A 24,133-nucleotide genomic window follows, 5' to 3' on the forward strand; every position below is an offset into this window, starting at 1 on the left:
GGAATGCACTTTTGGCTGGTCAAACCCACAGGCAAAGGTGGTATTCATGAATGCCGTTGAGAAGCTGGCAGTACGCTACAAAGAGCTGATCGGCTCACCACCGGAGGGAATCTGGTTCGCTCCAGGACGGGTGAATCTGATTGGTGAGCACACTGACTACAACGATGGTTTTGTGCTGCCTTTCGCTCTGGAGCAACGGGCACTGGTCGCTGCGGGGCTGCGTGAAGATGCACGCGTAGTCATGCATGCCCTGGACCTGGGAGAAACCACAGAGCTATCGCTCCCCGAGCTCAGGCCTGGTATCGGAGGCTGGCAGGCCTATCTGAGCGGGGTGCTCTGGGCGCTCCGGGAAGCCGGCAACCAGGTAGGTGGGATCACCATGGTGCTCACCTCTGACGTGCCCTTCGGGGCGGGACTCTCCAGCTCTGCGGCAATCGAGTGCTCGGGCATGGCAGCGGCCTGTGACCTCTTCGGCCTGGACATCGCCCCCATGGACCGGGCCAAGCTGGCGCAACGCGCGGAAAACGTCTACGTCGGGGCGCCCACCGGCCTCCTGGATCAGGCCGCCAGCACATTGTGCCGCGCAGACACCGGGCTCTTCCTGGACTGCCGGACCCTGGAAACCGCCGAGGTGCCTCTACCGCTGCATGAGCAGGGCGTGGAGATCCTGGTGCTCGACACCCGCACCCCACACAGCCATGTCGACGGGGAGTACGGGGAACGCCGGGCTACCTGCGAGCAGGCCGCCCGGCTTCTTGGAGTCTCAGCCCTCCGCGACGTAACGGATCTTGAGGCTGCCCTCGCAGAGCTCCCCGACGAGCGAATGCGCAAACGAGTCCGGCATGTTGTCACAGAGAATGAGCGGACCCGGGCCGCTTTGGAGCTGGCCCGGGCAGGAAAGCTCAGCGCGCTCCCCCCTCTGCTCGACGCCTCCCATGCCTCCATGCGCGACGACTACGAGATCACAGTTCCAACAGTTGACCTGGCAGTGGAGACGGCACGGCATCACGGGGCGCTCGGGGCCCGGATGACGGGTGGCGGTTTCGGCGGCTGCATCATAGCCTGGTGTTCCCTCGGCCAAGCCGTGGGTATCGCAGATGCGATCCAGAACGCCTTCCGAGAGGCTGAATTCCGGGAACCGGCATGGTTCACTGCAAAACCCTCAGAAGGAGCCGGCCGGCTTGCCTGAGTGCAGATAATACATTTTCAAACTTTTTGTGGACTTGAGGGGTTGTCTAACTTTGCCGGGCGGAGTAAGTTCTATCCGCTCGAAAAATCATCTAGCCAAAGGAGTGCCGTTCATGGACTGGCGCCACAGGGCAGCCTGCCTGACTGAGGATCCTGAGCTGTTCTTCCCTGTCGGCAACACCGGCCCCGCACTCCAGCAGATCGAGGACGCAAAAAAGGTCTGCCAAAGCTGTGCTGTCAAGGACCAATGTCTCGACTGGGCCCTCGATGCCGGTCAGGACCATGGGGTCTGGGGCGGCATGAGCGAAGATGAGCGACGCGCCATGAAACGCCGGGCCGCCCGCTCAAGGGTGCGCGCCAGCTGAAGCCACGGAATACTTCCGCCATCGTCAGACAAGTGAGGGAAGCGCCAGGCGAGCACAGGTGCCTTGCCCGTCTGTCCGGTCCCCGATCTCAAGAGCCCCACCGAGGTCACTAACCAGGGTGGAGATGATCGCCAGGCCAAGACTGGTTTGGTTTCCCAGCTTGAAACCATCGGGCAGCCCCACCCCATTGTCGACCACATCGACGGTCATACCCTCTTCAAAGGTCTCGGGCCTCACTTCAATGCAGCCTTCCCCACCTTGGAGGCCGTGCTCGATGGCGTTCTGGCACAGCTCGGTGATCATCATCGCCAAAGAAGTCGCTGCGTCCGCCCTCACCTGACCGAAACTACCAACCCGGACTGCCCGGACCGACCCCGACGTCGCAGCCAGGTCCCCGACCATCAGGAGAATACGATCACAGACACCGTCGAAGGCCACATCCTCGTCAAGGCTGTGACTGAGCATGTCATGAACGACAGATATGGAGGAGACCCTGCGCATCGCATCACGCAACGCGTCACGTCCCTCCTCAGACTCGAGTCTCCGGGACTGCATCCGCAGCAGCGCGGCTACTGTCTGGAGATTGTTCTTGACCCGGTGATGGATCTCGCGGATGGTGGCGTCCTTGGTGACGAGCATACGATCACGGGTACGCAGGTCTGTGGTATCCCGGCAGAGTACCAAAGAGCCCATCTGCTCGCCCTGGACTGCCAGCGGCAGGACGACAACGCGCATGGAGGCCCGCGGCTGCTCGACGTCAAAAACGACGCTGCGCTGCTCCGCGAGGTCTGCCTGTATCGTCTGCCCCATCGACTCCACGCCCCGCATGACGCTCCGGATGAGAGTGCTGAAATCCTCATCAGCGACATCACCCTGAGCCCCGAGACGCCGGAAGGCAGTGATGGCGTTCGGTGATGCATAACTGATGCGTCCACCCACCTGCACTCGCAGCACGCCATCACAGACACGAGGTGCGAAAGCCTTGTCGGACACGGGGGCCAGCGGAAAATGTCCCTCAAGGATCATGCTGGTCAGAATGTCTGCTGCCTCGAGATAGTTCTCCTCCAGCAGGCCTGTGGCACGCATGCCCATCTGGTTTGTGTGACGCTCCAGCACCGCTATGCACCTGCCGCCCCTCAGCACTGGGATGGCCCACACATCCACGGGAATACCGGCGGACAGGGCATTGTCGCTGGTCTCGCTGATCTCATGACTGAGATACGCCACCATGACCTGATGATCCAGCTCATAGGCGATCTGCTCGCCTATGACGTCGTCCTCCAGCGCCGTCGGACCGGTCACAGGGCGGATCTGCGCGATGCAGGTGAAAACCTCACAGTCGGGGGCATCATCCTCAGGAACCCACAGCAGCAGATCCGAGAAGGACAGGTCACTGAGCAGATGCCACTGGCTCTGAAAGGCCAGGAGCCACTCATAGTCAGAAAGCTCATCGGGTGGCTGCGTCCTCACCATGGCCCTACTCTGCCATTGTCGTAGCTGGTGACGCTATGAGGCATCTGGCACAATGGGCCGTCGCAACTTGAAGAAGGAGGCCCCGATGGGCAAGACCGGTCGTAAACGTCGCGCACGTCGCAAGAACAAGGCCAACCACGGCAAGCGCCCTAACGCCTGAGCCGTAGGTACCCAGCGCCCCCGAACCCTCTGCGGTATGGGGGCGCTGGTCTTCCTGGGCTCTTGATCACTTAGAGAGGCAGAGCACCGTCAAACGATTGCGTAGGCCTGCTGGAGCGGCTGTGGCTGGCTGGCTACGGCGGATCATCCTGGTGATGGTGGATTCGATCTCGAAGCTCTCCATACATCGCTCACAAGCCTGGAGATGACGCCTGACTAGGTCTGCGTCAGTCTCAGGAAGTTCCCCGTGCAGGAAAGCATGGACTGCCCTGAGGGCTCGCATACATTCATCCATGTCGTCATGGTCGTGGGTGTGCATATCGGGGTCGGTCATGCCCTGGCACCTCCGATACCGCGGTCAGCGGCATACTCGGCCAGTGCTTTCCGCAGCTGTGAACGACCACGGTTCAGACGTGACATGACTGTGCCGATAGGGGTGTCCATGATGGTGGCTATTTCCTTATAGCTGAATCCCTCGACGTCGGAGAGGTAAACCGCCAGCCGGTAGTTCTCAGCCAGGTCAGCCATGGCAGCAGCCACAGCGGCATCGGGAATGTTCTCCAAAGCCTCCATCTCTGCGGACCGCAGGCCCTGCGAGTCATGGGATGCGGCCCGGGCCAGCTGCCAGTCCGTGACCTCCTCATCCCCACTCATCTGCGGCGAGCGAACTGCCTTGCGATAAGAGTTGATGTAGGTATTGGTGAGAATCCGGTACAGCCAGGCCTTCATATTGGTCCGGGGCTTGAACGAATCACGTCCCCGTAGTGCTTTCACATATGTCTCCTGCACTAGGTCCTCGGCATCAGCCGAGTTACGAGTCATCCGCAGGGCAGCCGAGTAGAGGCGGTCGAGGTGGCTCAATGCCTCATTCTCGAACGCAAACCCAAGTTCCGCGGTATCCAGGAGCGTGGCATCCGTTTCTTCCATCACAGAAGAACATACAGGTGTCCGGTCCCACGCCAAAGGGGGGTCTAGCAACAGGACTGGCCTCGTCATGCTGAGGAAACGCTGTAAGCACCGGGATTATTCCGTTCCGGAAGGAGAAACAAGTGTGGCCTCAGGTCGCCGACAATCCGCACCCGGTCGTTCCAACTGGGGCCCGCTATGGGTAAGTTTGATTACATGAGTCTGTTGCGCTTCCTCGCCCGTAGCCTTTTCGCCAGTGCCTTCGTCGCCGATGGCGTGCGCAAGGTCACCTCGCCAACGGAGTTGGCACCGGAAGCCGAGGCGTTCACGTCTCGCATAGCCCCCGTCGTGCAGCGAGTCGTGCCCTCCGGTTATTCCTCCCATGTACCTGATCGCGCTGAATCCTGGGTGCGAATCTGTGGCGCCGCCGAGGTCGTCGGCGGTGTGATGTTCGCCACCGGCATCGGCCGCAGGATCGGAGCATTGCTGCTTGCAAAGGCAAGCATCCTCAACATCGCGATGTCGCTTCCCGAGAAGGGGGCAGACCCTGACGAGAAGCAGGCACGCCGCCCTGAGGTGCTGAAGAACACCGCTCTGCTCGGTGCATCCATACTGGCAACCCAGGACTTGCAGGGACGCCCCAGCGCTTCTTGGCGTCGCAGGAATGTCTCCCGCCGGGGCCGCCGGACGAAGGCGTTGAAGAAGGCCCGGCAGGCGGTCAGCTCTTGACGGGTTTCCGCCTCAAGACGGTCCAGGCGGCCGTCCGGGGAACTGCTGAGGTGCCCGGTTCAAAGTCTGAGACGAACCGGGCACTCGTATTGTCTGCACTCGCCGAAGCCCCCTCAACGGTGTCGGGGGTACTCGACTCGCGTGACTGCGCCCTCATGATGGACGCGCTGCGTGGGCTGGGCGTGACTATCGACACACCCAGCGCAGGCACGCTACGAATCCAGCCTCCGGCGGGTTTCCGAGGCGTACCTGACGGTATCGACTGTGGCCTGGCAGGCACGGTGATGCGTTTCGCGCCGCCACTGGCTGCTCTGGCCGATGCCCCTACCCGCTTCTTCGGAGATGCACAGGCTACGAAGCGCCCAATGCTGGGCCTGCTAGATGGTCTCAGACAGCTGGGAGCAAAGATTGATGCCAACTCACTGCCCTTCACCCTCTCCCCCGGCCCTTTCGACGACGATGCCGAAGTGGCGGTGGATTCCTCCGCATCAAGTCAGTTCATCTCAGGAATGCTGATGATTGGGGCGCGCTTGCCTTCTGGTCTCCGGCTGCGGCATACCGGGTTGTCTGTCCCATCCCGGCCGCACATAGCGATGACCATCGACATGCTGCGCGCCCGGGGCGTACACGTTGATGAGCCTGACTCCTCATCATGGCGAATCCATCCTGGCCCCATCCGTGCCCTCGATCTGCGTATCGAGCCTGATCTGACAAATGCCGCTGCTTTCCTGGCGGCAGGAGCTGTCACAGGCGGCACTGTGACCGTGCCAGGCTGGCCCTCGTCCAGCCTCCAACCAGGTGCGCAGTTCCTGAATGTGGCTGAGCGGATGGGATGTGTCATTGTCCAGCACGACGACGAGGTGACTGTCACTGGTCCTAGCCGGCTGCAGGGCGTTGACGTGGACCTTCATGGCGCCTCGGAGCTGACGCCCGTCGTCACCGCGCTCGCCTCGGTGGCGGAAGGAAAAACCCGGATCAGAGGCGTGGCTCATATCCGTGGCCATGAGACTGATCGCCTGGCAGCGCTGACAGCCGAATTGGAGAAGCTGGGAGTCGCGGTCACCGAGCATCACGACGGTTTGGAGATCACAGGCGGGCTGGGCTTTCAAGGACCTGTTGAGCTAACCGCCCATGCTGACCACAGGATGGCGCATTTCGCCGCGATAGTGGCTCTCGTAAGGCCGGAAACCAGCATTGATGACATCAGTTGTGTCTCAAAGACCATGCCGGATTTCCCACAGCGGTGGGAACAGCTGGTGAGTCTCTGATGTCACGCTGGCACGACGACCACACGGCCTTTGAACGCCCCCGGAAACGCAGCCGTCCGCGCACCAAGGACCGTCCTGACTACTCGGATGCACCTGACGCCATGGTGGCATCCATCGACCGTGGGCGGTATCGCTGCGTACTACAAGACTCCACAGCGGTCACCGCGACAAAAGCTCGCATCTTGGGACGCAAAGGGGTGATCGTTGGTGATCAGGTGAAGCTGGATGGTGACGTCTCTGGCGCTGCGGGCACTCTCGCACGCATCGTCGAGGTGGCGGAGCGGCGCACCTGGTTGCGCCGCTCCGCTGACGATGCAGACACCTTTGAACGCCCCATCGTCGCCAACGCCGATCAGCTGATGATCGTCACCGCGCTGGCCGATCCAGGGCCGCGTATGGGAATGATCGACCGGATTCTCGTTGCTGCCTACGACGCCCACATCTCACCGCTTCTGTGCCTCACCAAAGCAGATCTGGCCTCTCCCGACGACCTTCGTACCGTCTACGAACCGCTGGATTTCCCCATAGCTGTTGTCCGTCCTGGATGCGATCTCGCCGAGGTCCAAAAGCTTCTGAGGCACCACACCACCGTGCTCATAGGACACTCTGGGGTGGGAAAGTCGACGCTGGTGAACGCGCTGGTGCCAGGTACCGGCCGGACAACAGGAGCAGTCAGTGAGATCACTGGGAAAGGCCGCCACACATCCACCTCGGCGGCCGCCATCGCTCTGCCAGAGGGCGGCTGGATCATAGACACTCCCGGTGTGCGGTCCTTCGGCATCAGCCATGTCCGCCCAGAGTCATTCGTCGGTGCCTTCCCCGATCTAGAGGGACTGGTTGCGGACTGCCCGCGTGGCTGCCATCACGACTCGTCTGCGCCAGAATGCGCACTTGATGAGGCGGTCCGGGCCGGTGTTCTCAGCGCAGAAAGATTGTTTTCCTTCCGCCGGATGGAGCGGGCCTTCGCCTGATGCAGGAGGTCTCGGCTACGTTAGGACCATGGTCGCCAGCAAAGAACTCACCGATGACATCCGCCTGGCTCATGTGATGGCCGACGATGCCGATTCCATCTCGATGAGCCGTTTCAAAGCCCAGGACCTGAGAGTCAAGACCAAGCCGGACTCCACCCCTGTGACTGAAGCGGACACTGCAGTGGAGGAATCGATCCGACGCACCCTTTCTCGTACCCGCCCTCGGGATGCTGTTCACGGCGAGGAGATGCAGGACACCGGGGAATCGAATCGCCGCTGGATCATCGACCCCATCGACGGCACTGCCAACTACCTGCGAGGCGTACCGGTGTGGGCCACCCTGATCGCCCTTGAGATAGACGGACAGGTGGCGGCAGCCGTCGTCTCAGCGCCCGCGCTTGGACGCCGCTGGTGGGCGAGTCAGGGAGGAGGGGCATACACCGGTCGTTCGATTCTGAGCGCAACCCAGATCAACACCAGCCGGGTGGAACAGCTGGCTGATGCCTCCCTGTCCTACTCCAGTATCAATGGCTGGGTGGAGTCAGGCCGTGGCCAGGGATTCGTTGACTTGATGCGTGAGAGCTGGCGTTCCCGCGCCTATGGTGATTTCTGGAGCTACATGCTGGTCGCTGAGGGGGCCGTAGACATCGCCTGCGAGCCAACACTCAACCTCTACGACATGGCGGCACTCGACATCATCGTGCGTGAGGCGGGTGGACGGTTCACCAGTATCGATGGTGAACCAGGCCCCTACCACGGCAATGCTCTGGCCACGAACGGGCTTCTACACGAAGTCGTTCTGGAAAAGCTGCGCCCAGCCGAGGGCGGCTAGGAGAGCGTCTCAGATCATCCGTACCCGGATGCTCTCCTCGAGAGCCTGGAGCTCAGCGAGCAGTCCCTCGTAATGTTGTCCGGAGACATCGGTCACGACGTAGCCATATTCGCCCAAGGTAGACAGAGTTTGGGAGCCGATGTTCATGTTGTGCCCGGCCAAGGTGTGATTGAGGCGCGCCAGTACCCCAGGCACGTTCCGGTGCAGGTGCAGTATCCGCTCTGCCTGCGGGACCGGGACGGAGACCTCAGGGAGGTTCACCGCCATGGAGGTGTTTCCATATGCTTCGTAGTCAGCCAGTTTCCCCGCCACATAACGACCGATGTCCACCTGCGCTTCCAGGGTGGATCCACCAACGTGCGGGGTGAGAATAACGTTCGAAATGCCTTGAAGTGGTGAAACGAATGGCTCATCCTTGCTCTTCGGCTCGTCCGGGAACACGTCGACGGCTGCCCCCGCGATATGCCCTGACTGCAAGGCCGCGGCCAGGGCATCGACATCGACCACATTGCCGCGGCACAGGTTCAGGAACAGGGTGCGGGGCCGCATCTGGGCGAACTCCCGCTCCCCGATCAGGCGTGCGTTGGAGGCGCGGCCATCCACATGTAGCGATATGGTCTCACACGTCTCGAACAGCTCCTGCATGCTGTCCACCCGCGTGGCATTTCCAAGCGCCAGACGGTCCACGACATCGTAGAAGTACACTTTCATGCCCATTGCCTCAGCCAGTACTGAAAGCTGTGACCCGATATTGCCGTAGCCGACGATCCCGAGGGTACGGCCCCTCACTTCGTGGGACCCGTTCGCGGACTTGTCCCAGATACCCGCGTGCATGCTGGCGTTCTTGTCCCCGAGGCGCCTGGCCATCGTGATGATTTCACCCAGCGCCAGCTCCACCACAGAGCGCGTGTTGGAGTAGGGAGCGTTGAAGACAGCTACCCCCGCAGCAGCCGCAGCCGGGAGATCAATCTGGTTCGTCCCTATACAGAAGGCTCCAACAGCCAGCAGCTGCGGATGCGCCTTGAGCACCGTGCCAGTGATATGGGTGCGGGAACGGATGCCTAGCAGCTCCACGCCTTCCAAGGCGTCGGCCAGCTCAGCTTCGCCAAGAGCGCCGGAGCGCAATTCAACCTGATAACCACGGCCTTCCAGGGCACGCACGGCCTCGGAGTGGATGTTCTCTAATAGCAGGGCTTTCACGGCAGGTCATGCTACAGCCGAAACCCTGGCTCACAAGGAGACAGTGGCATCCAGCAGTCTTCGTGTGTACTCATGCTGCGGATCGTCGAAGACCTTTGCCACAGGCCCCTCCTCCACGATCCTGCCGCGGTCGGCCACCACGACCCGCTCGCACAGGTGGCGGACCACGGCTAGATCATGACTGACGAACAGCATCGCCAGGTTCCGTTCCACAACCGCATCCGCCAGCAAGTTCAGGACTTGAGCGCGCACAGAGACGTCGAGGGCCGAGACGGGTTCATCAGCTATCAGGACGTCCGGGGAGCTGACCAGAGCCCGTGCGATCGCCACTCGCTGACGCTGCCCCCCTGAAAGCTCGTGCGGATAGCGTCCCAGCATGGCTGCCTCCAGCCCCACTGCGGTGACGGCTTCAGTGACAGCATGGTCGCGATCGGTTGCCGTTCGTGTCCGCCGCCATGGGGAACGCAGCGGCTCAGCGACAATGTCCTGTAGCTTCATACGGGGGTTGAGAGAGGCATTCGGGTCCTGGGAGACCAGGGACACCCGGCTGCGGATATCTGCGAGTTCCCTATCTGGAAGCCCATCGATACGGCGGCCATCACAACGCACCTCGCCTGCCGCAGGGCGGATCAGGCCGAGTAAAGTACGCAGGATGGTGGTCTTGCCAGAACCAGACCCGCCCACGATCCCCAGCCGTTCTCCTGCTCTGATTGCGAGATCCACCTGGTGAAGAGCCTGGAATCTCGTGCTTCCCCTGCGGAAGATCACATCGACACCTTCAAGCTCAAGCAGCGCGCTCATGTCTCTCCCGCCTGCCAATAGTCGGCAACGGTCTGCAGCCGTTCTCCGGGAGCCACGCCGGACAGGCGTGCAGAAGCAACCAGACCCCTGGTATAGGGGTGCTGTGGAGTGTCGATCACCTCGTCGATAGGGCCATGCTCGACGAGCCTCCCATCAAGCAAAACGATCGCCCGCTGACAGACCTGCCTAACCACAGCAAGGTCATGGCTGACGAAAAGGGCTGCGCGCCCGGAGAACTCAACATCGAGGAGGTCGAGGATCTGTTTCTGCACAATCACGTCCAGGGCGGTGGTCGGCTCATCACAGATGACCAGGGCTGGACGGTTGGCCAGCGCCATCGCGATCAGGGCGCGCTGGCGCTGGCCTCCGGACAGCTGATGGGGGTAGGAGTCGGCGATGCGCTCGGGCTCCGGCAATCCGACACGCTTCAGCCACTCCAGCACGACAGCCCGGATGCCCCCCCCGGCGCTCACTATGATGCAGTGCAACAACCTCACCAACCTGCCGGCCGACGCGCATTGTTGGGTCCAGGGCAGTCATCGGTTCCTGGAAGACCATCGACACCGCGTCACCGCGAAGTTTTCGCAGCTCCTTTTCAGAACGCCCCACGAGCTCCTTGCCGGCCAGGCGTATCGAGCCACTGACCTGAGCATTCTCCGGGAGCAGCCCCATGATGGACAGCGCGATGACGGTCTTGCCCGACCCAGACTGCCCGATGATTCCGAGGCGCTCCCGCTCCCCCAGGGTGAAGGAGACGCCGTCCAACGCTACTTTCCGGCGGCGTCCGAAGACGATCCGCAGTTCCTCGATTTCCAACAGACTCATGTCAGCTCCCGCAGTTTGGGGTCGAGGAGGTCACGCAGCCCGTCACCCAGCAGGTTGCAGCCCATGGTCGCTGCGGCAACGGCCAGGCCCGGCCACAATGCGATCACCGGCGCGATAAAGATCTGGTCCTGCGCCTCACGCAACATACGGCCCCACGTTGGTACATCGGGCCCTGATGCCAGCCCCAGGTAGGACAGACCCGATTCCGCGAGGATCGCAATGCCGACACTCACGCTGGCCTGAACCCCCAGCACGGGCGCTATGTTGGGGAGCACATGCTTGAGTGCGATCTGCCGTCTCGGGGTTCCCGAAAGGCGTGCGGCCTCGACGAAAGCGAGCCCCATCACCTGCATTGTGGCGGCGCGGGCGATTCGCACGAAGGCCGGGACGGTGGACAGCGAGATAGCCATCATCGCAGTCCACGCGGAGCCACCGAGAGCAGCGGCAAAGAGAATAGCCAGCAAGAGGGCTGGGAAACCGTAGAGGACATCGGCTCCACGAGCGATCAGGGCCGAGCCCCAGCCACGGTACATGCCGGCGACCACACCAGCCGGGATGCCAATCAGGCCCGCCCCAGCCACCGACACAAGCCCCACCAGGAGCACCAGCTTCGCGCCTGTCATCAGCCGGCTCATGATGTCGAAGCCAGCACCATCGGTACCCAGCCAGTGAGCAGCTGACGGCGCCTCGCGGAAACCACCCGTTATGGCGGTGGGATCGTAAGGGGTCCAGGCCAGGCCAACCAGAGCCAACAGAACCACAAAAGCCAGCAGCCCCGTGCCGAAAACCAGGTTCGAGCGGCGCATCATGTGACCGTACTCGCCTCCTTCAGCCGTGGGTCGACCGCCTGATACACCGCATCGACGATGAAGTTGATCACCAGGACCGTCCACACGAGGATCAGGACTATGCCCTGCACCAGCACCAGGTCACGCTGGGACACCGCCAGCAGTAGGCGCGAGCCCAGTCCCTGAATGGCGAACACCTGCTCAATGATGATCGCCCCCACCAGGAGGGTGGCCACTTGCAGCCCAATGACGGTCAGGAGGGAGATAGCTATATTGCGCACGCCATGACGACGCAATGCCCCCAGCCTGGACCAGCCGACAGCACGCGCCGTCCGGAACCAGTCCTCGCTGGTTACCTCGATCACGGCACTCCGGACGTACCGCGCCAGCAGGCTGCCCTGCACCAAGGCAAGCGACATCACCGGCAAGACCAGGTGAGAAGCCCAACCGGCCGGGTCACGGCTCAGGGGTACATATCCCCCTGCTGGTAACCAGCGCAGATTCACCGCGAACACGATGACCAGCCACATCCCTGCCCAGAAGGCCGGGATGGACAACCCGATCTGGGAGATGGCGGAGGCTGCGAAACCGCTGGCATGCCGTCGCCGCAGCGCCGCGAAAGATCCAAGTGGGACGGCGATGACCAACGCAAAGATCATGCCCAGAGCAACCAGCCAGGCAGAGACACCGAGTTTCGGCAGGATCTCCCCCAGAACGTCGCGGCCGCCGATCATGGTGGTGCCGAAATCACCCGTGAGGACCCCCAACAGCCATTCCACATAGCGAAGCAGCAGAGGGCGGTTCAAGCCAAGGCGTTCCTCCAGAGCAGCCACCTCCCCAGGACTCGCCTGAGTGCCGAGCACCACACTGGCGACACTGCCCGGAAGGGCATTGGTGGCTAGGAATATCAGCAGTGATGCCACCAGTAAGCTCACCACCAGGCCGAGCAGACGCCGGCCGAAATCCCGGAAAGACACCTCAGCGGCTGGTTGCGACGTGGGTCAGGTCGAACGACAGGCCAGTGGTGTTCGTCGCAACCCCAGAGATCTCGGTGGTGGTGACCACCAGGTTGGGCAGCAGGAACAGCCAATCGGCAGCAGCGTCGTCAGCCAGCACCTTTGCTGCCTGCTTCAAGGTGGCCTCCTGCTCCTTACTGGTTGAGGCCGCATCGGCCTTGTTGATCAGCTCCGTGAACTGCTGGTTATTGTACCGCCAGTAATACTCGGGGTTGGCGAAAGACGATATGTCCCAAGGCTCAACGTGCGCCACAACAGTCATGTCGTAGTCGTGCTGTTTGTACACCTGCTCCAGCCAGGTGGAGAACTCAAGTTCATCGACGCTGACCTCGATGCCGACCTCACGCAGCTGCGCAGCGACGATCCGCGCTATGGGAGGCCCATAGGGCAGATTCGGAACCCGCAACCGCAGCGTGAGCCCACTCGCATAGCCCGCTTCCTCAAGCAACTGCTTCGCTTTCGCCGGATCATACGGGTAGGTGTTGGAGAGGTCTTCGTACCAAGGATCGGTGGGAGGCACCATCGACCCGATCAACGTGCCCTTACCACCCCAGGCACTGTCCATGAGGGCTTTCCGGTCAATCGCGTGGTTGATGGCCTGCCGGACCTTGAGGTTCGAGAGAGCCTCGTTGCTGTGATTGAACCCCAGCACCACCTCACCGTTGGAGGTGCCTTCGAGCACCTTGAACCGGGATGTGTCCGAAAACTGGCCCACCGACTGTGGAACGGTCAGGTTGGAGACGATGTCGAGCTGACTTGAGAGCATCGCAGTCACCATGGCATTCGCGTCCGCGTAGTACCTGAAGTTGACCTCCTCCACGCGAGGACCGGTCCCCCAGTACTTCTGGTTGCGCACCAAAGACACCATTGACCCGACCTCATGCCGGGAGAAGATGTAAGGACCAGATCCTGCGGGCTGTGCATTGAGATCCTGCCCTGTTGACAGGTCGTAGATGATCCCCGCCGTGGAGGTGATGTCGTAGAGCCAGCGCTGGCTGGGCACAGACAAAGTGACCTCAACAGTATGGTTGTCGACAGCCCGCATATCCTTGATGCGGCTCATCTGGGACTTCAGCACACCAGTGGTGTTCTCACCGTCACGGGTCCGCCCGAAAGAGGCTATGACCGCGGCTGCGTCCACCGGTTTACCGGAGGCAAAAGTGGCGTTGGGTTCCAGTTTAAACGTATAGACACTCCCCTCAGAGTTAGCGCTCCAGGAGCGGGCCAGCAACGGCTTGATCTCACCCTTTTCGTCGATACGCACCAGAGTCTCATAAACGTTGTAGAGAAGCACGAAAGGCGTCCCCGCCCCCGTGGTGGTAGCCGGATCCAGCCCGGTCGGCTCAGCCGTCGCCCCGACATTCAGGACCACAGGATCTGCGGCTCCTCTCCCACCTTGTGGGGAACAGGCAACCAGTGTGAGGCTGAACCCCAGCAGCATGGCGATCATGATCGTCAGGCGACGGAGAGGTCGGTTGGTTCTCATGTCTACGTTTCTCCCGTATGGACGGCGATGCAAGACCCCGGCAATCCTAACCTGCAAGTCCTCCCCAGCCATGCAGCTTAAAGCTCACCACCCGATTTGGCATCAGTTGCCCAAGCATGTAGAGTTGATCAGGCAACGCGGGGTGGAGCAGTTCGGTAGCTCGCCGGGCTCATAACCCGGAGGCCACAGGTTCAAATCCTGTCCCCGCTACTAATGTGTTCGATCACAATCAGCCTGAGGTACCTCACCAAAGGCATTTGCCAGAAGCGCTGGGATCCGTCCCAGCGCTTTTTGCATTTCCCTGTGAACTGGGTGTCGGCAGTGAACCCTCGGCTCCCCCGCAGACACTATCGCCACACTCAACCACACCCACCATTCTGGCCACCGCACAGCCTCCCCCAATGAATCATCCCCACCCCTGATCGACCAGACCGGCCCAACTGGCCAGCTGAACTGGATGCACGCGCCAGCACAAGGGTGCAGCGCGCTGCGCCCAGCACCGCACGAGCGGAAGTAAGCCCGGTCTTCTCAGGGTCATTAAGACACCCATGATGTTCAGCCCCCAGGCCAAACCGCCGGGTTTGCCGACCACGCCTCGAGGCAGTCCCAGGCTGTGACAGCTCACAACCGTCTTGGGCGAGGACCCCTCAACCGCTCATCATTCTTAGTTAAATCTCAACCAAACCCCTCAAACCTCAACCAACCTGTGCGTTTCCTGTGAAAAATTTAGACAAAACCCGTAGTCAAAGCAGATTATCTTCGCCTCAGTTCCCGTGAGCATCTATGAAACCCTGAAGGAAACTTGAGATTAACCTGAGAAACCTTCAGGATTGACGACATCTTCCAACCGAAAGGACCGACCATGGGATTCTTGAAATCCACTCAGCCCCGCCGTGGCTGCGCTGCCTTTGGTCCGGGAGCCATCCCGCGCCGGGCGCTCCCCAAGCCGCCTGCGCCCTGGCGCCGTCCCCTCACCGCTCTGGTGGTCGCTGGCAGCATAGGAACAATCGGCCTGGCCGCCACCCCCGCGGCTGCCGCCGAGTCCGGCCACCGTGATGCGGCCACTGACTCAGCAAGGCATACCCGAGCTGCCCGTAGCACCGCTGCCTCCGACAGCTCGGCCCAGCAGAACTCCGCTTCTGCAACATCAAGCAGCAAGAGCCGCTATACCTCCCGCGCCCAGCAGACTGAGCGCCCCAAGCGAGCCGCAAACACTGACCGCGACTGTGACGAACAGCATTCTGTGGCTCGCCGCGCCGTCGCAGAAACCAGTGGGCAGGATTCCACCTCAACTAAGAAGAGCCAGAGCTCCACGGGGAAAAAGTACCGCAGCTCCTACAAGAAGGCGGGCTACAACAACAAGAAGCAGAGCACTTCCAAGAGCTCCAACTACAGCGGCAAGAGCTCCAAATCCAGCAGCGGCAAGTACTACAACGGTTCGACGACCTCGGGCAAGAAGTCCTCGTCCGGCAGCAGCTCAAGCTCAGGCAACTACTCCTACACGAACAAGGCCGCGTCGTCAGGCTCCTCAAGCACCCCGGCCACCGACGCTGCGGCTTCCAGCGGTAGCACCACGGTCGTCGATGGAGCTGCGGCGCCTCTGGCGAAGGGAACCTACAAGCTCAGTGCTGGTTTCGGCGCGACCGGAAGCTGGTCCCGCTACCACACGGGCCAGGACTTCTCTGCCAGCAGCGGCACCCCCGTGTATGCCGCAACCTCCGGCACCGTCGTCAGCGGGAACGTTGGCTCCTGGGCCGGCAACTACGTGGCCATCCGCGCAGCCGATGGCTCGTCAACCCTATACGCCCACCTGAGCAGCACGGATGTGAAGGTGGGACAGCAGGTCACCGCCGGCCAGAAGATCGGCAACGTGGGCACCACGGGCCGCAGCTTCGGGGCACACCTGCACTTCGAGTACTACCCCTCCGGGGTCACTCCCGGAGACGTGTACTCGGCATCGAATCCGATGAGTTATCTCCGCTCGATCGGTGTTTCTATGTGAGGGATCTAATTCTGCCGTTCCTCAGCTGCGAGGCGCCGAGTTTGTTACTCGGCGCCTCGCAGTCTCAACAAGGCATTGGTTGCAGAATCAAGGTCCGTCGTGCGCCAGAATCCCGGTAGAGAACTCGACAGGAAAGCACCGTAACGGGCTTTGACAACGCGAGGATCAAGGATTGCGACCACACCCCGGTCGCTCTCACGGCGAATCAGACGTCCAGCCCCCTGCGCCAGCAGCAGGGCCGCGTGGGCGGCAGCGATCGTCATGAAACCATTGCCGCCCGCATCATCCACAGCCTTCTTGCGGGCCTGCATCAAGGGATCGTCGGGGCGCGGGAAGGGAATTTTGTCGATGATGACCAGCTGGCAGGTCTCACCTGGCACATCAATGCCCTGCCACAACGACATGGTGCCGAACAGGCTCGTGGCCGGGCGCTCTGTGAAGTTTCGCTGAAGCTCAGAGAGCTGGGCATCGCCCTGGCACAGGAACTCCAGTTCCGGCAGCACCTGTCGGCAATGAGCGACGGCCTGCTCGGCATTACGGCGCGATGCGAACAGCCCGAGGGTCCTCCCACCAGCTGCCCACACCAGCTGGGCGACCTCATCCAGCAGCGCCTCCGTCAGCCCGTCACGCCCCGGGGACGGCAACCCAGCGGCGGCATAGAGGATTCCCTGCCTGCCATAGTTGAATGGCGAACCGACGTCCAAGCTGCGCCAACCCGTCCCTGCTGCCGGTGTCTTCCTGCCATCGATCAGCTCATCTTCCTGCACCAGCCCGATACTGGTGGCGAAGGTCCGGAAATTGCCGCCCAGGGTAAGTGTCGCCGAGGTGAGGATCGTGGTGGCCTGCCCGAAAACCTCCTCGCGCACCAGCCCCGCGACCGACAACGGAGCCACGTGAGCCCTGTCTCCTTGCTGATCTGAATGGCTGACCCACACGACATCCTGGTCAGCCAGGCGCGCAATTCTCTCGGCGATATCGAAAACTTCGGTCAAGGCACCCATCGCCTGGGAACGTTCAGGGCTCTCCTTGTCCTTGTCCAGCTCGCTGATGGCTTGCCGCGCGGCATCACGGAGTCCAGCACAAGCCTTCGGAAGCAAGGCACCGGCCCCGGTGATGCGATCTGCCGGGCTGTCGGCCAGCACATCGCGCAGCTCCTCTGCCGCGTCCAACATGTCCGATCCCACGTCGTCTCCCAGCCAGGACAGACAACGCTTGACCACCCGATCGACAACACCGGGACTCAGCTCATCGGTGGCGGCAGTGGTGAGACGGCTCGTGAGTTCATGGGCCTCATCGATGATCAATGCTGTGTGCTCTGGCAGGGCGGTGCCGCCATGCATCGCGTTGATCGCGACCAAGGCATGATTGGTGACTACAAGGTCAGCATTGCGCGCCGCCTCCCGTGACTTCTCCACGAAGCATTCCACGCCGAAGGGGCAGCGGGCAGCCCCTGGGCATTCCCGGGTCGGAATCGACACCTGCTGCCAGGCAACCGAAGTGTGGGGTGGAGCGTCATCGCGATCCCCTGTACCACCGGCTGCCAGCTCCTCCTCCACCCATTCTCGTAACGCCAGAACCTCGACACCGAGTGTGGAGGGCGAGTCAGGACTCTGGGATTCACTCAGTTCTCCTGCACTAAGAAGTGTGCCCTGTCCGCTGGTGAGCGCTTCGTCACGAGCGCGGTAAAGACAGGCGTAGTTGTTACGTCCTTTCAACACCGAGGCCTGGGGACGTCTTCCCGTGACTTTTTCCGCCGCATCTAGTGCTGCCGGAATATCTGCTCCAGCGAGCTGCGTTTGAAGCGCCAGGGTAGCCGTCGCAACCACGATGGTCTCACCATGCTCTATGACCCGCGCTAGCGCCGGAGCCAGGTATCCCAGCGACTTGCCGGTTCCGGTACCGGCCTGGACCAGTAGATGGGTCCCCTCCCCCAGCGACTCCTTGATGGCTGTGGCCATGGCCGCCTGGCCAGGTCTGTCACCTCCACCTATGCCAGAGACGGCCCGTTCAAGGATCCGCTCCGAAAGATCAGACACTGTAGCTGCTCAGTTCCTCCGCAAGCCCAGGACGTACATGGGCGCGTACCCTGGTGCCTTCACTGGTGTGCTCCAGCACCTCGATGGAGCCCGTGCGATGGATCCGGTCAATCAGGTCGCCTCGCTCGTAGGGCACGAGTGCCTCAATCTCCACATCGGGGTTGGGAAGGCGCTCCTCGATGGCATCAACCAGCTCCTCCAGGCCATGTCCCATGCGGGCAGAGACCACAACGCAGTCAGGATGATTGGCACGCACGGCCAGCATCATGGTTTCCTCCGCCTGATCCGCCTTGTTGCAGACCAGCAGCTCCGGGACACCGCTGGCACCGATTTCAGCCAGCACCTGTCGCACCGCCGTTATCTGCCCCTCGGGATCGGGGTCAGAGACATCGACAACATGAAGCAGGAGGTCAGCAGTGGCCGATTCCTCGAGAGTCGAGCGAAATGCCTCCACGAGATCATGGGGCAGATGCCGGACGAAGCCCACCGTGTCGGTCAGGGTGAATACCCGCCCATCACGGGTCTGGGTGCGGCGGGTGGTGGGATCCAAGGTGGCAAACAGGGCGTCCTCCACGAGGACACCTGCCCCCGTCAGCCTGTTCAACAACGAGGATTTGCCCGCATTGGTGTATCCGACGATTGCGACACTCGGCACCTGGTGACGACGACGCTCGGTGCGTTTACCCTCTCTGGTGGCATCCATCTCACGGAGTTTGCGGCGAAGCCGCGCTATCCGGTGTTGGATGCGGCGGCGGTCGGTCTCCAACTTCGTCTCGCCGGGACCCCTGCCACCGATACCCGCTCCGCCCGCGGCACGTCCACCAGCCTGTCTCGAGAGGTTGCCTCCCCATCCCCGTAGGCGTTGCCTCAGATACTGCAGCTGCGCCAGCTCGACTTGCGCCTTGCCTTCAGCTGACTTCGCGTGCGAGGCGAAGATGTCCAGGATCAGCGCGGTCCGGTCAACCACCTTCACCTTGACGCGATCCTCCAGGTTCCGTAGCTGCGCAGGCTGTAACTCCCCATCACAAATAACGGTGTCGGCCCCGGTGGCACGTACCACCTCCGCGACCTCATCCACCTTGCCGCGGCCGATGTAGGTGGCGGCATCAGGCTGGCTGCGTCTTTGCACAAGAGCCTCAAGTACCTCGGAGCCCGCGGTTTCAGCCAGCAACTTCAGCTCAGCCACCGCATTGTCGGCATCCGTCTGCGTTCCTGATGTCCACACGGATATCAGGACCACGCGTTCCAACCGAAGCTGCCGATACTCGACCTCAGAGATGTCCTCCAGCTCGGTACGCATTCCTGCGACCCGCCTGAGCGAATGCCGCTCAGCAAGCTCGACCTGGTCTCCGTCATAGTTTGGCTGCATGTCAAGGGGTGTAGTCATCGTCGGACTATTCTGACAGGGCCGGGAGACAAAATATGTCAGTTCCAGTATTCACCGCGCGCGACGATGACGGCAGGGCCCGTCAGCCAGGCTTGATCACCCTCGAAGGTGACAGTCAGGTCGCCACCGCGCACGTGTACCTGGATGGGAGCATCGAACCCGCTGCGAGCACGATAGGCAGCGGCGGATGCCACCACTCCAGTGCCACAGCTGAGGGTTTCCCCGCAACCGCGCTCATACACCCGCATCAGCAACTCACCCGGCATGACCTCATGGACAAACTCGATATTCACCCCCGAGGGAAAAGTTCCGGTAGGTTCCCACGACGGGGCTTTCGTGAGATCCAGCTGTTGCAGGCGCTCCTGGTCTGTGAACACGACTGCATGGGGATTGCCCACATCTGCTGGTTGAGCAGCGAACTCCTGAACCCCATGGGTGATGGTGATGGGTTCGGGCCCCAGGCCGACCTCACCCAGATTCACCGCGATCAGGCCACCACGCGCTACTCGCACCTGTTTCAGGCCTGCGCGGGTGGCTACGGTGAACTCACCGCTTTGGACCAGTTGGTCATTCAGAAGATGACGAGAGAAGAGCCGCAGCCCATTGCCGCACATCTCCGCCAGCGAGCCATCGGAGTTGCGATAGTCCATGAACCACAGCCCGGGATCGAAATCATGGCCTGGCACCTGCCCAGCTCTCACTACCCTCAACACGCCATCCGCCCCGATACCGGTGTGCCGATCACAGAGCTCAGCGACCACTTCCGCAGTCAGCTCCTGCATGCCATGTGGATCGTCGATGATGATGAAGTCGTTGCCGGTGGCATGACCCTTGACAAACGTGTACCGGAACAAAGTGTCCACCTATCCTTCTAGCCCCCAATCCTATAATTCTACGTCCCGGAGTTTTCCAGTATCCGTCCGGGGTTGCCTGGGTCGCCCGCGGGCAGCCATGTGATTCGCGGATCTCGCCGGTACCAGCTGAGTTGTTTGCGGAAGAAACGGCGGGTTGCCCGTTTGATCTCCTCCCGGGCCTCGTCCTCGCTGCATTCCCCGCTCAGGAAAGCTAGGACCTGCCTGTAGCCGATGGCACGAGAGGCGGTCTTCCCCTGCCTAAGCCCGAGTGATATCAATGCCTGGACTTCTGCAACGAGACCTTGGCGCCACATCTCGTCGACCCGGGCATTGATGCGCCTGTCCAGTTCGGAGCGGTCAACTTCGAGACCGAACTGATGGACCCCCTCAAGTTCGTAGCGCCATTCCGGGAGCATCGCCTGATGCCCGCCGGTCAGTTCGTGAATCTCCAGGGCCCGGATGATCCGCCGCCCATTGCCTGGCTCGATGTGGGCAGCTGACTCCGGCGCCACCATTGCCAGGCGGGCATACATCTCCTCCACTCCGATATGTTCCAGCTCTGCCTCCAGCCGACCTCTGAGGCCTGGGTCAGAACCTGGGAACTCGAAGACGTCAGTGACAGCCCGCGTGTAGAGAGCAGATCCACCGACCAGGAGCGGAACGACACCACGATTCCGCAGATCCGCTATCACTGCCCGGGCACGAGCCTGGAAATCAGCCACCGAAGCCGTCTCAGTGACCTCCATGATGTCGATCAGGTGATGGGGAACACCGCTGCGCTCAGCCTTGGAAGGTTTCGCCGTCCCGATGTCCATGCCTCGATAGACCAACATGGAATCAGCATTGACTATCTCCGCTGCCCTCCCCCGGCGGTCGAGCTCTTGAGCAAGCGAGACAGCAAGCGCCGATTTGCCCGTGGCGGTAGGACCAACCAGCACTATGAGAGGCGGATGCATGGGCACCATCCTGCCAGCCTCGATGCGGAAACTCGCTTGAGCAGGCATGATAGACGCCTATGGTGCATCAGGCACCCGGACCAGAAGGCAATCACATGGGAATCTTCGACAACATCGGTGAGCAGGTGGCCCAGCATGGCGAGGCCATTGACCAGGCGATCGAAAAGGGAGCTGGTTTCATCGACGAGAAGACCGGCGGCAAACACAGCGACCAGATCAGCCAGGCCGCTGATTTCGTGAAAGACAAGGTCGACGACCTGGCTCACAAGAAGGAAGGCGAATAGGGATAGGGGAATCCGCCGGTAGGAACCAGATGGCTTGAGACCATGCCCCTACCGGCGGCGTCTCCAGGCTGGAGACAATCTCGGGGATCCTGGTGACTATGCCGCCACCTCGGCCTATCGCAGTGGGCGGCTCACGCCAATTGGTTTCCCACACAGGCTGGCCGTCCCGCGAGCCAGTAATCCCTTTAGGGACGCCGCAGGCTCGGTATGCCCAGCAAAACGCCTTTCGGCGCAGGGGCATCGGTGTGTGCCACCTCCCAGGCGTCACCGCCACGGGTTCTTCGCAGCGCTCTGAGGGGGGCATCGGAGTTGAGGTGGTGCGGCGCCGCGTGAGTGATGGTCGCATAAGCGATGTCTCCAGGGCGTGGACGCTGGGTAGGGTCATCGCTGGTTGCCACGTGTACCAGCCTGTTGTCGCGGGCCCGACCACTCATGCGATTGGTAGCAGAGTCCTTTCGCCCCTCCCCCAGAGCAAACATGACTTCAACCTCCTGCCCCTCGAAGGAGCGGTTCTCCTCCCAGGCAATATCTCCCACCAGCTCTGCGAGCCTTTCGTAGCGTTCCTGAACGACCTCGCGGGCTACCTGATCTGGCATCTCAGCAGCCGGGGTCCCAGGACGTTTCGAGTACTGGAAGGTGTAGGCAGCGGAGAACCGGGCCTCGCGGACTACCTCCATGGTGGCCTCAAAATCAGAGTCAGTTTCCCCCGGAAAACCAACGATGATGTCTGTGGTGATCGCCGCATGCGGCATGGCTTCGCGGACCCGGCTGAGAATCCCGAGAAAACGTTTCCTGCGATAGGAACGCCGCATTGACTTGAGCACCGTGTCCGAACCGGACTGGAGGGGCATGTGCAGTTGCGGCATGACATTGTGGGTTTCGGCCATTGCCGCTATCACATCATCGGTGAAGTCCTTCGGGTGAGGGGATGTGAAACGCACCCTCTCAAGCCCATCGATCTCGCCACAGGCTCGCAGAAGCTTCGCAAAGGCCTGCCGGTCACCGAATTCAACCCCATAGGCATTCACGTTCTGCCCCAACAGGGTGATCTCCTGGACCCCTTGGCCCACCAGCATCCTTACCTCGGCGAGGATGTCGCCTGGACGGCGGTCCGTCTCTTTGCCGCGAAGCTGCGGCACGATGCAGAAGGTGCATGTGTTATTGCAGCCAACACTCACCGACACCCATGCCGAGTATGGGGATTCCCTGCGGCTAGGGAGATTGCTGGGGAAGGTCTGGAGGGCCTCGACGACCTCCACCTGGGCTGCCTCCTCCACACGGGCCCGTTCGAGTAGCACAGGCAGGCTCCCTACATTGTGAGTGCCGAATACCACATCCACCCAGGGAGCCTTGCGAAGAATCACGTCCCGATCCTTCTGGGCCATACAGCCCCCCACGGCAATCTGCATGCCAGGATGCTGCGCCTTGATGGCTGCCATATGCCCAAGGTTCCCGTAAAGACGATTGTCCGCATTCTCACGAACCGCGCAGGTGTTGAACACCACCACATCGGCACCCGCCCCGAGGACCGGTTCAGCTGGCTCGGGTGCCCTCCTCATGCCGGCCTCCTCCAGAAGGCCCGCGATCCGCTCGGAATCATGGACATTCATCTGGCAGCCATAGGTGATGACGTGATAAGTGCGCGAACTCATGGTGGCCCAACTCTAGACACCTGAGCCTTCACACACGAAAACGGCGGCACCAAACTAGTGTTGGTCCATGATCTTCCCAACGGGTGAGCAATACGAGATTAGCGCTGGGAGCTACGGCGCCGTCATCACCGAAGTGGGCGCCAGGTTGCGGAGCCTGACCTTCAACGGCCAGGAGCTGCTGACAACTCACGGCGCCGAACAGGCCCCGAAAGGCTGGGAGGGGGCACATTTGCTGCCGTGGCCCAACAGGCTCCGCGACGGCCGATACAACCTGAGTGGCCAGGAATTCCAGCTCCCCATCAACGAACCGACCAGGAATAACGCAAATCACGGCCTGAATGTGGGACTGCCCTGGGGATGTCTCACCCACCTGAGCACTTCAGTGCGGCAGCGAACCGTCCTCTGGCCTCGTCGCGGCTGGCCTGGGATCCTCGCAGTGGAAATCCTGCACCGGCTTGATGATCAAGGTCTCACCGTAGAGGTAACGGCCACCAATATCGGCACGACCACAGTCCCCTGGGGATATGGGGCGCATCCCTACTTCCACTTCGATGACCTCACGGATGTGGAGCTGAGGATTCCGTTCGACTCAGAACTCATGGTGGATCCGGAACGGCTACTGCCGGTCCGGCTTGGTCCTGTGAGCCCCGCACATGACTTCACTCAGCCCCACACGATCGGTGAGACGACCTTGGATACCGCCTTCACCGACCCTTTCACCAGGGATTGGGCCGTCACTCTCAGCGGGAAAGACCACACCATCGAGGTCTGGGGTGAGGCCACCACCCAGTGGGTACAGGTGTTCACAGCACCACTGCGTGATGGCGTGGCGGTGGAGCCGATGACGTGTGGACCGGATGCTTTCAATGAAGGACCAACCTACCGGGACCGGATCCTGTTGCGGCCTGGAGATTCCACCCACGCGCTATGGGGTGTCCGCGCCGGTTAAACAGGT

General features: G+C 61.7%; 23 protein-coding genes, 1 tRNA gene and 1 pseudogene. 11 read left to right on the forward strand and 14 right to left on the reverse strand.

The features are described from left to right. Positions 1-46 precede the first annotated feature (46 nt). Together galK and SK1NUM_RS08390 are read left to right on the forward strand one after the other, a co-directional pair. Complete coding sequence (gene galK / locus SK1NUM_RS08385) at positions 47-1,189, forward strand: galactokinase (RefSeq protein ID WP_212321106.1); 1,143 nt, start codon at positions 47-49, stop codon at positions 1,187-1,189. A 112-nt stretch (positions 1,190-1,301) separates the two neighbouring features. Then, a complete protein-coding gene (locus tag SK1NUM_RS08390; protein ID WP_212321107.1) occupies positions 1,302-1,553 on the forward strand; it encodes a WhiB family transcriptional regulator in 252 nt (83 codons plus the stop codon). A 24-nt stretch (positions 1,554-1,577) separates the two neighbouring features. On the opposite strand, the gene SK1NUM_RS08395 is transcribed toward SK1NUM_RS08390, so the two are convergent. Next, on the reverse strand, positions 1,578-3,026 hold the full coding sequence (locus tag SK1NUM_RS08395; RefSeq protein WP_212321108.1) for a sensor histidine kinase: 1,449 nt from the start codon (positions 3,024-3,026) through the stop codon (positions 1,578-1,580). 85 nt (positions 3,027-3,111) lie between these two features. Between SK1NUM_RS08395 and SK1NUM_RS15460 the strand changes: the two genes are divergently transcribed. Continuing rightward, the gene (locus SK1NUM_RS15460; RefSeq protein ID WP_390620223.1) at positions 3,112-3,186 is read left to right on the forward strand and encodes a 50S ribosomal protein bL37; all 75 of its coding nucleotides are present in this window, start codon (positions 3,112-3,114) and stop codon (positions 3,184-3,186) included. 66 nt (positions 3,187-3,252) lie between these two features. On the opposite strand, the gene SK1NUM_RS08400 is transcribed toward SK1NUM_RS15460, so the two are convergent. Both SK1NUM_RS08400 and SK1NUM_RS08405 read right to left on the reverse strand, forming a co-directional pair. Beyond that, positions 3,253-3,519 carry a zf-HC2 domain-containing protein gene (locus SK1NUM_RS08400; protein ID WP_212321109.1) on the reverse strand — a complete coding sequence of 89 codons (267 nt, stop codon included), beginning with the start codon at positions 3,517-3,519 and terminating at the stop codon, positions 3,253-3,255. Then, entirely contained in the window at positions 3,516-4,181 is a 666-nt protein-coding gene (locus SK1NUM_RS08405; protein WP_396020907.1) for a sigma-70 family RNA polymerase sigma factor, read from the reverse strand. Before SK1NUM_RS08405 ends, SK1NUM_RS08400 begins: the two co-directional genes overlap by 4 nt. Positions 4,182-4,307: 126 nt before the next feature. Between SK1NUM_RS08405 and SK1NUM_RS08410 the strand changes: the two genes are divergently transcribed. Genes SK1NUM_RS08410 through SK1NUM_RS08425 form a run of 4 tightly spaced genes read left to right on the forward strand, consistent with a single transcriptional unit; the run spans position 4,308 to position 7,891 of the window. Then, positions 4,308-4,820: a DoxX family protein gene (locus tag SK1NUM_RS08410; RefSeq protein WP_212321111.1), complete on the forward strand. Its 513-nt coding sequence runs from the start codon at positions 4,308-4,310 to the stop codon at positions 4,818-4,820. After that, entirely contained in the window at positions 4,817-6,088 is a 1,272-nt protein-coding gene (gene aroA / locus SK1NUM_RS08415; RefSeq protein ID WP_212321112.1) for a 3-phosphoshikimate 1-carboxyvinyltransferase, read from the forward strand. The genes SK1NUM_RS08410 and aroA overlap by 4 nt, the downstream gene beginning before the upstream one ends. Further along, the gene (rsgA, locus tag SK1NUM_RS08420) at positions 6,088-7,059 is read left to right on the forward strand and encodes a ribosome small subunit-dependent GTPase A (RefSeq protein WP_212321114.1); all 972 of its coding nucleotides are present in this window, start codon (positions 6,088-6,090) and stop codon (positions 7,057-7,059) included. The genes aroA and rsgA overlap by 1 nt, the downstream gene beginning before the upstream one ends. A 28-nt stretch (positions 7,060-7,087) precedes the next feature. Next, positions 7,088-7,891, forward strand: coding sequence for an inositol monophosphatase family protein (locus tag SK1NUM_RS08425; protein ID WP_212321116.1), 804 nt, complete (start codon positions 7,088-7,090; stop codon positions 7,889-7,891). Positions 7,892-7,900: 9 nt separating this feature from the next. Here SK1NUM_RS08425 and serA read toward each other — a convergent pair whose 3' ends face one another. The 6 genes and pseudogenes from serA to SK1NUM_RS08455 all read right to left on the reverse strand — a co-directional run bounded on the left by serA (position 7,901) and on the right by SK1NUM_RS08455 (position 14,007). After that, positions 7,901-9,091 carry a phosphoglycerate dehydrogenase gene (serA, locus tag SK1NUM_RS08430; RefSeq protein WP_212321118.1) on the reverse strand — a complete coding sequence of 397 codons (1,191 nt, stop codon included), beginning with the start codon at positions 9,089-9,091 and terminating at the stop codon, positions 7,901-7,903. A 30-nt stretch (positions 9,092-9,121) separates the two neighbouring features. Beyond that, a complete protein-coding gene (locus SK1NUM_RS08435) occupies positions 9,122-9,892 on the reverse strand; it encodes an ABC transporter ATP-binding protein (protein ID WP_212321120.1) in 771 nt (256 codons plus the stop codon). Continuing rightward, positions 9,889-10,717: pseudogene (locus SK1NUM_RS08440) on the reverse strand (ABC transporter ATP-binding protein). The gene SK1NUM_RS08435 and the pseudogene SK1NUM_RS08440 overlap by 4 nt, the downstream one beginning before the upstream one ends. Continuing rightward, on the reverse strand, positions 10,714-11,523 hold the full coding sequence (locus tag SK1NUM_RS08445) for an ABC transporter permease (protein ID WP_212327610.1): 810 nt from the start codon (positions 11,521-11,523) through the stop codon (positions 10,714-10,716). Before SK1NUM_RS08445 ends, SK1NUM_RS08440 begins: the two are co-directional and overlap by 4 nt. Beyond that, complete coding sequence (locus tag SK1NUM_RS08450; protein ID WP_212321124.1) at positions 11,523-12,482, reverse strand: ABC transporter permease; 960 nt, start codon at positions 12,480-12,482, stop codon at positions 11,523-11,525. The genes SK1NUM_RS08445 and SK1NUM_RS08450 overlap by 1 nt, the downstream gene beginning before the upstream one ends. 1 nt (position 12,483) lies before the next feature. Beyond that, a complete protein-coding gene (locus SK1NUM_RS08455) occupies positions 12,484-14,007 on the reverse strand; it encodes an ABC transporter substrate-binding protein (RefSeq protein WP_212321126.1) in 1,524 nt (507 codons plus the stop codon). Between the two features lie 136 nt (positions 14,008-14,143). Between SK1NUM_RS08455 and SK1NUM_RS08460 the strand changes: the two genes are divergently transcribed. Further along, positions 14,144-14,217 (forward strand) — tRNA-Met (locus SK1NUM_RS08460). Positions 14,218-14,869: 652 nt separating this feature from the next. Next, positions 14,870-16,009, forward strand: a complete 1,140-nt coding sequence (locus tag SK1NUM_RS08465; protein WP_212321128.1) for a M23 family metallopeptidase — start codon at positions 14,870-14,872, stop codon at positions 16,007-16,009. A 44-nt stretch (positions 16,010-16,053) separates the two neighbouring features. Here SK1NUM_RS08465 and SK1NUM_RS08470 read toward each other — a convergent pair whose 3' ends face one another. The 4 genes from SK1NUM_RS08470 to miaA are packed head-to-tail and all read right to left on the reverse strand — an operon-like array spanning position 16,054 to position 21,290. Next, positions 16,054-18,045, reverse strand: coding sequence for an ATP-dependent DNA helicase (locus SK1NUM_RS08470; protein WP_396020908.1), 1,992 nt, complete (start codon positions 18,043-18,045; stop codon positions 16,054-16,056). Continuing rightward, the gene (gene hflX / locus SK1NUM_RS08475) at positions 18,038-19,432 is read right to left on the reverse strand and encodes a GTPase HflX (RefSeq protein WP_212321130.1); all 1,395 of its coding nucleotides are present in this window, start codon (positions 19,430-19,432) and stop codon (positions 18,038-18,040) included. Before hflX ends, SK1NUM_RS08470 begins: the two co-directional genes overlap by 8 nt. A 38-nt stretch (positions 19,433-19,470) precedes the next feature. Continuing rightward, on the reverse strand, positions 19,471-20,295 hold the full coding sequence (gene dapF, locus SK1NUM_RS08480; RefSeq protein ID WP_223927434.1) for a diaminopimelate epimerase: 825 nt from the start codon (positions 20,293-20,295) through the stop codon (positions 19,471-19,473). A 29-nt stretch (positions 20,296-20,324) separates the two neighbouring features. After that, the gene (gene miaA / locus SK1NUM_RS08485) at positions 20,325-21,290 is read right to left on the reverse strand and encodes a tRNA (adenosine(37)-N6)-dimethylallyltransferase MiaA (RefSeq protein WP_212321132.1); all 966 of its coding nucleotides are present in this window, start codon (positions 21,288-21,290) and stop codon (positions 20,325-20,327) included. A 47-nt stretch (positions 21,291-21,337) separates the two neighbouring features. Here miaA and SK1NUM_RS08490 point away from each other — a divergent pair, with 47 nt between their 5' ends. Then, the gene (locus tag SK1NUM_RS08490; RefSeq protein ID WP_212321134.1) at positions 21,338-21,526 is read left to right on the forward strand and encodes an antitoxin; all 189 of its coding nucleotides are present in this window, start codon (positions 21,338-21,340) and stop codon (positions 21,524-21,526) included. 185 nt (positions 21,527-21,711) lie between these two features. Here the strand turns inward: SK1NUM_RS08490 and miaB are convergent, their stop codons facing one another. Further along, positions 21,712-23,178 (reverse strand): tRNA (N6-isopentenyl adenosine(37)-C2)-methylthiotransferase MiaB, encoded by a 1,467-nt coding sequence (gene miaB, locus SK1NUM_RS08495; protein ID WP_212321136.1) that lies wholly within the window; start codon positions 23,176-23,178, stop codon positions 21,712-21,714. Positions 23,179-23,245: 67 nt separating this feature from the next. Between miaB and SK1NUM_RS08500 the strand changes: the two genes are divergently transcribed. After that, positions 23,246-24,127 (forward strand): aldose epimerase family protein, encoded by an 882-nt coding sequence (locus tag SK1NUM_RS08500; RefSeq protein ID WP_212321138.1) that lies wholly within the window; start codon positions 23,246-23,248, stop codon positions 24,125-24,127. Positions 24,128-24,133: the final 6 nt, after the last annotated feature.

Origin of the sequence: Arachnia rubra (assembly GCF_019973735.1) — a bacterium.
Lineage (GTDB): Bacteria > Actinomycetota > Actinomycetes > Propionibacteriales > Propionibacteriaceae > Arachnia > Arachnia rubra.

What these genes read in the sequence shown, in the direction of transcription:
- galK (WP_212321106.1), top strand. Translation starts at nt 47, where the DNA reads ATGAATGCCGTTGAGAAGCTGGCAGTACGCTACAAAGAGCTGATCGGC.
- SK1NUM_RS08390 (WP_212321107.1), top strand. Translation starts at nt 1,302, where the DNA reads ATGGACTGGCGCCACAGGGCAGCCTGCCTGACTGAGGATCCTGAGCTG.
- SK1NUM_RS08395 (WP_212321108.1), bottom strand. Translation starts at nt 3,026, where the DNA reads ATGGTGAGGACGCAGCCACCCGATGAGCTTTCTGACTATGAGTGGCTC.
- SK1NUM_RS08400 (WP_212321109.1), bottom strand. Translation starts at nt 3,519, where the DNA reads ATGACCGACCCCGATATGCACACCCACGACCATGACGACATGGATGAA.
- SK1NUM_RS08405 (WP_396020907.1), bottom strand. Translation starts at nt 4,181, where the DNA reads ATGACGAGGCCAGTCCTGTTGCTAGACCCCCCTTTGGCGTGGGACCGG.
- SK1NUM_RS08410 (WP_212321111.1), top strand. Translation starts at nt 4,308, where the DNA reads ATGAGTCTGTTGCGCTTCCTCGCCCGTAGCCTTTTCGCCAGTGCCTTC.
- rsgA (WP_212321114.1), top strand. Translation starts at nt 6,088, where the DNA reads ATGTCACGCTGGCACGACGACCACACGGCCTTTGAACGCCCCCGGAAA.
- SK1NUM_RS08425 (WP_212321116.1), top strand. Translation starts at nt 7,088, where the DNA reads ATGGTCGCCAGCAAAGAACTCACCGATGACATCCGCCTGGCTCATGTG.
- SK1NUM_RS08435 (WP_212321120.1), bottom strand. Translation starts at nt 9,892, where the DNA reads ATGAGCGCGCTGCTTGAGCTTGAAGGTGTCGATGTGATCTTCCGCAGG.
- SK1NUM_RS08445 (WP_212327610.1), bottom strand. Translation starts at nt 11,523, where the DNA reads ATGCGCCGCTCGAACCTGGTTTTCGGCACGGGGCTGCTGGCTTTTGTG.
- SK1NUM_RS08455 (WP_212321126.1), bottom strand. Translation starts at nt 14,007, where the DNA reads ATGAGAACCAACCGACCTCTCCGTCGCCTGACGATCATGATCGCCATG.
- SK1NUM_RS08465 (WP_212321128.1), top strand. Translation starts at nt 14,870, where the DNA reads ATGGGATTCTTGAAATCCACTCAGCCCCGCCGTGGCTGCGCTGCCTTT.
- hflX (WP_212321130.1), bottom strand. Translation starts at nt 19,432, where the DNA reads ATGACTACACCCCTTGACATGCAGCCAAACTATGACGGAGACCAGGTC.
- miaA (WP_212321132.1), bottom strand. Translation starts at nt 21,290, where the DNA reads ATGCCTGCTCAAGCGAGTTTCCGCATCGAGGCTGGCAGGATGGTGCCC.
- SK1NUM_RS08490 (WP_212321134.1), top strand. Translation starts at nt 21,338, where the DNA reads ATGGGAATCTTCGACAACATCGGTGAGCAGGTGGCCCAGCATGGCGAG.
- miaB (WP_212321136.1), bottom strand. Translation starts at nt 23,178, where the DNA reads ATGAGTTCGCGCACTTATCACGTCATCACCTATGGCTGCCAGATGAAT.
- SK1NUM_RS08500 (WP_212321138.1), top strand. Translation starts at nt 23,246, where the DNA reads ATGATCTTCCCAACGGGTGAGCAATACGAGATTAGCGCTGGGAGCTAC.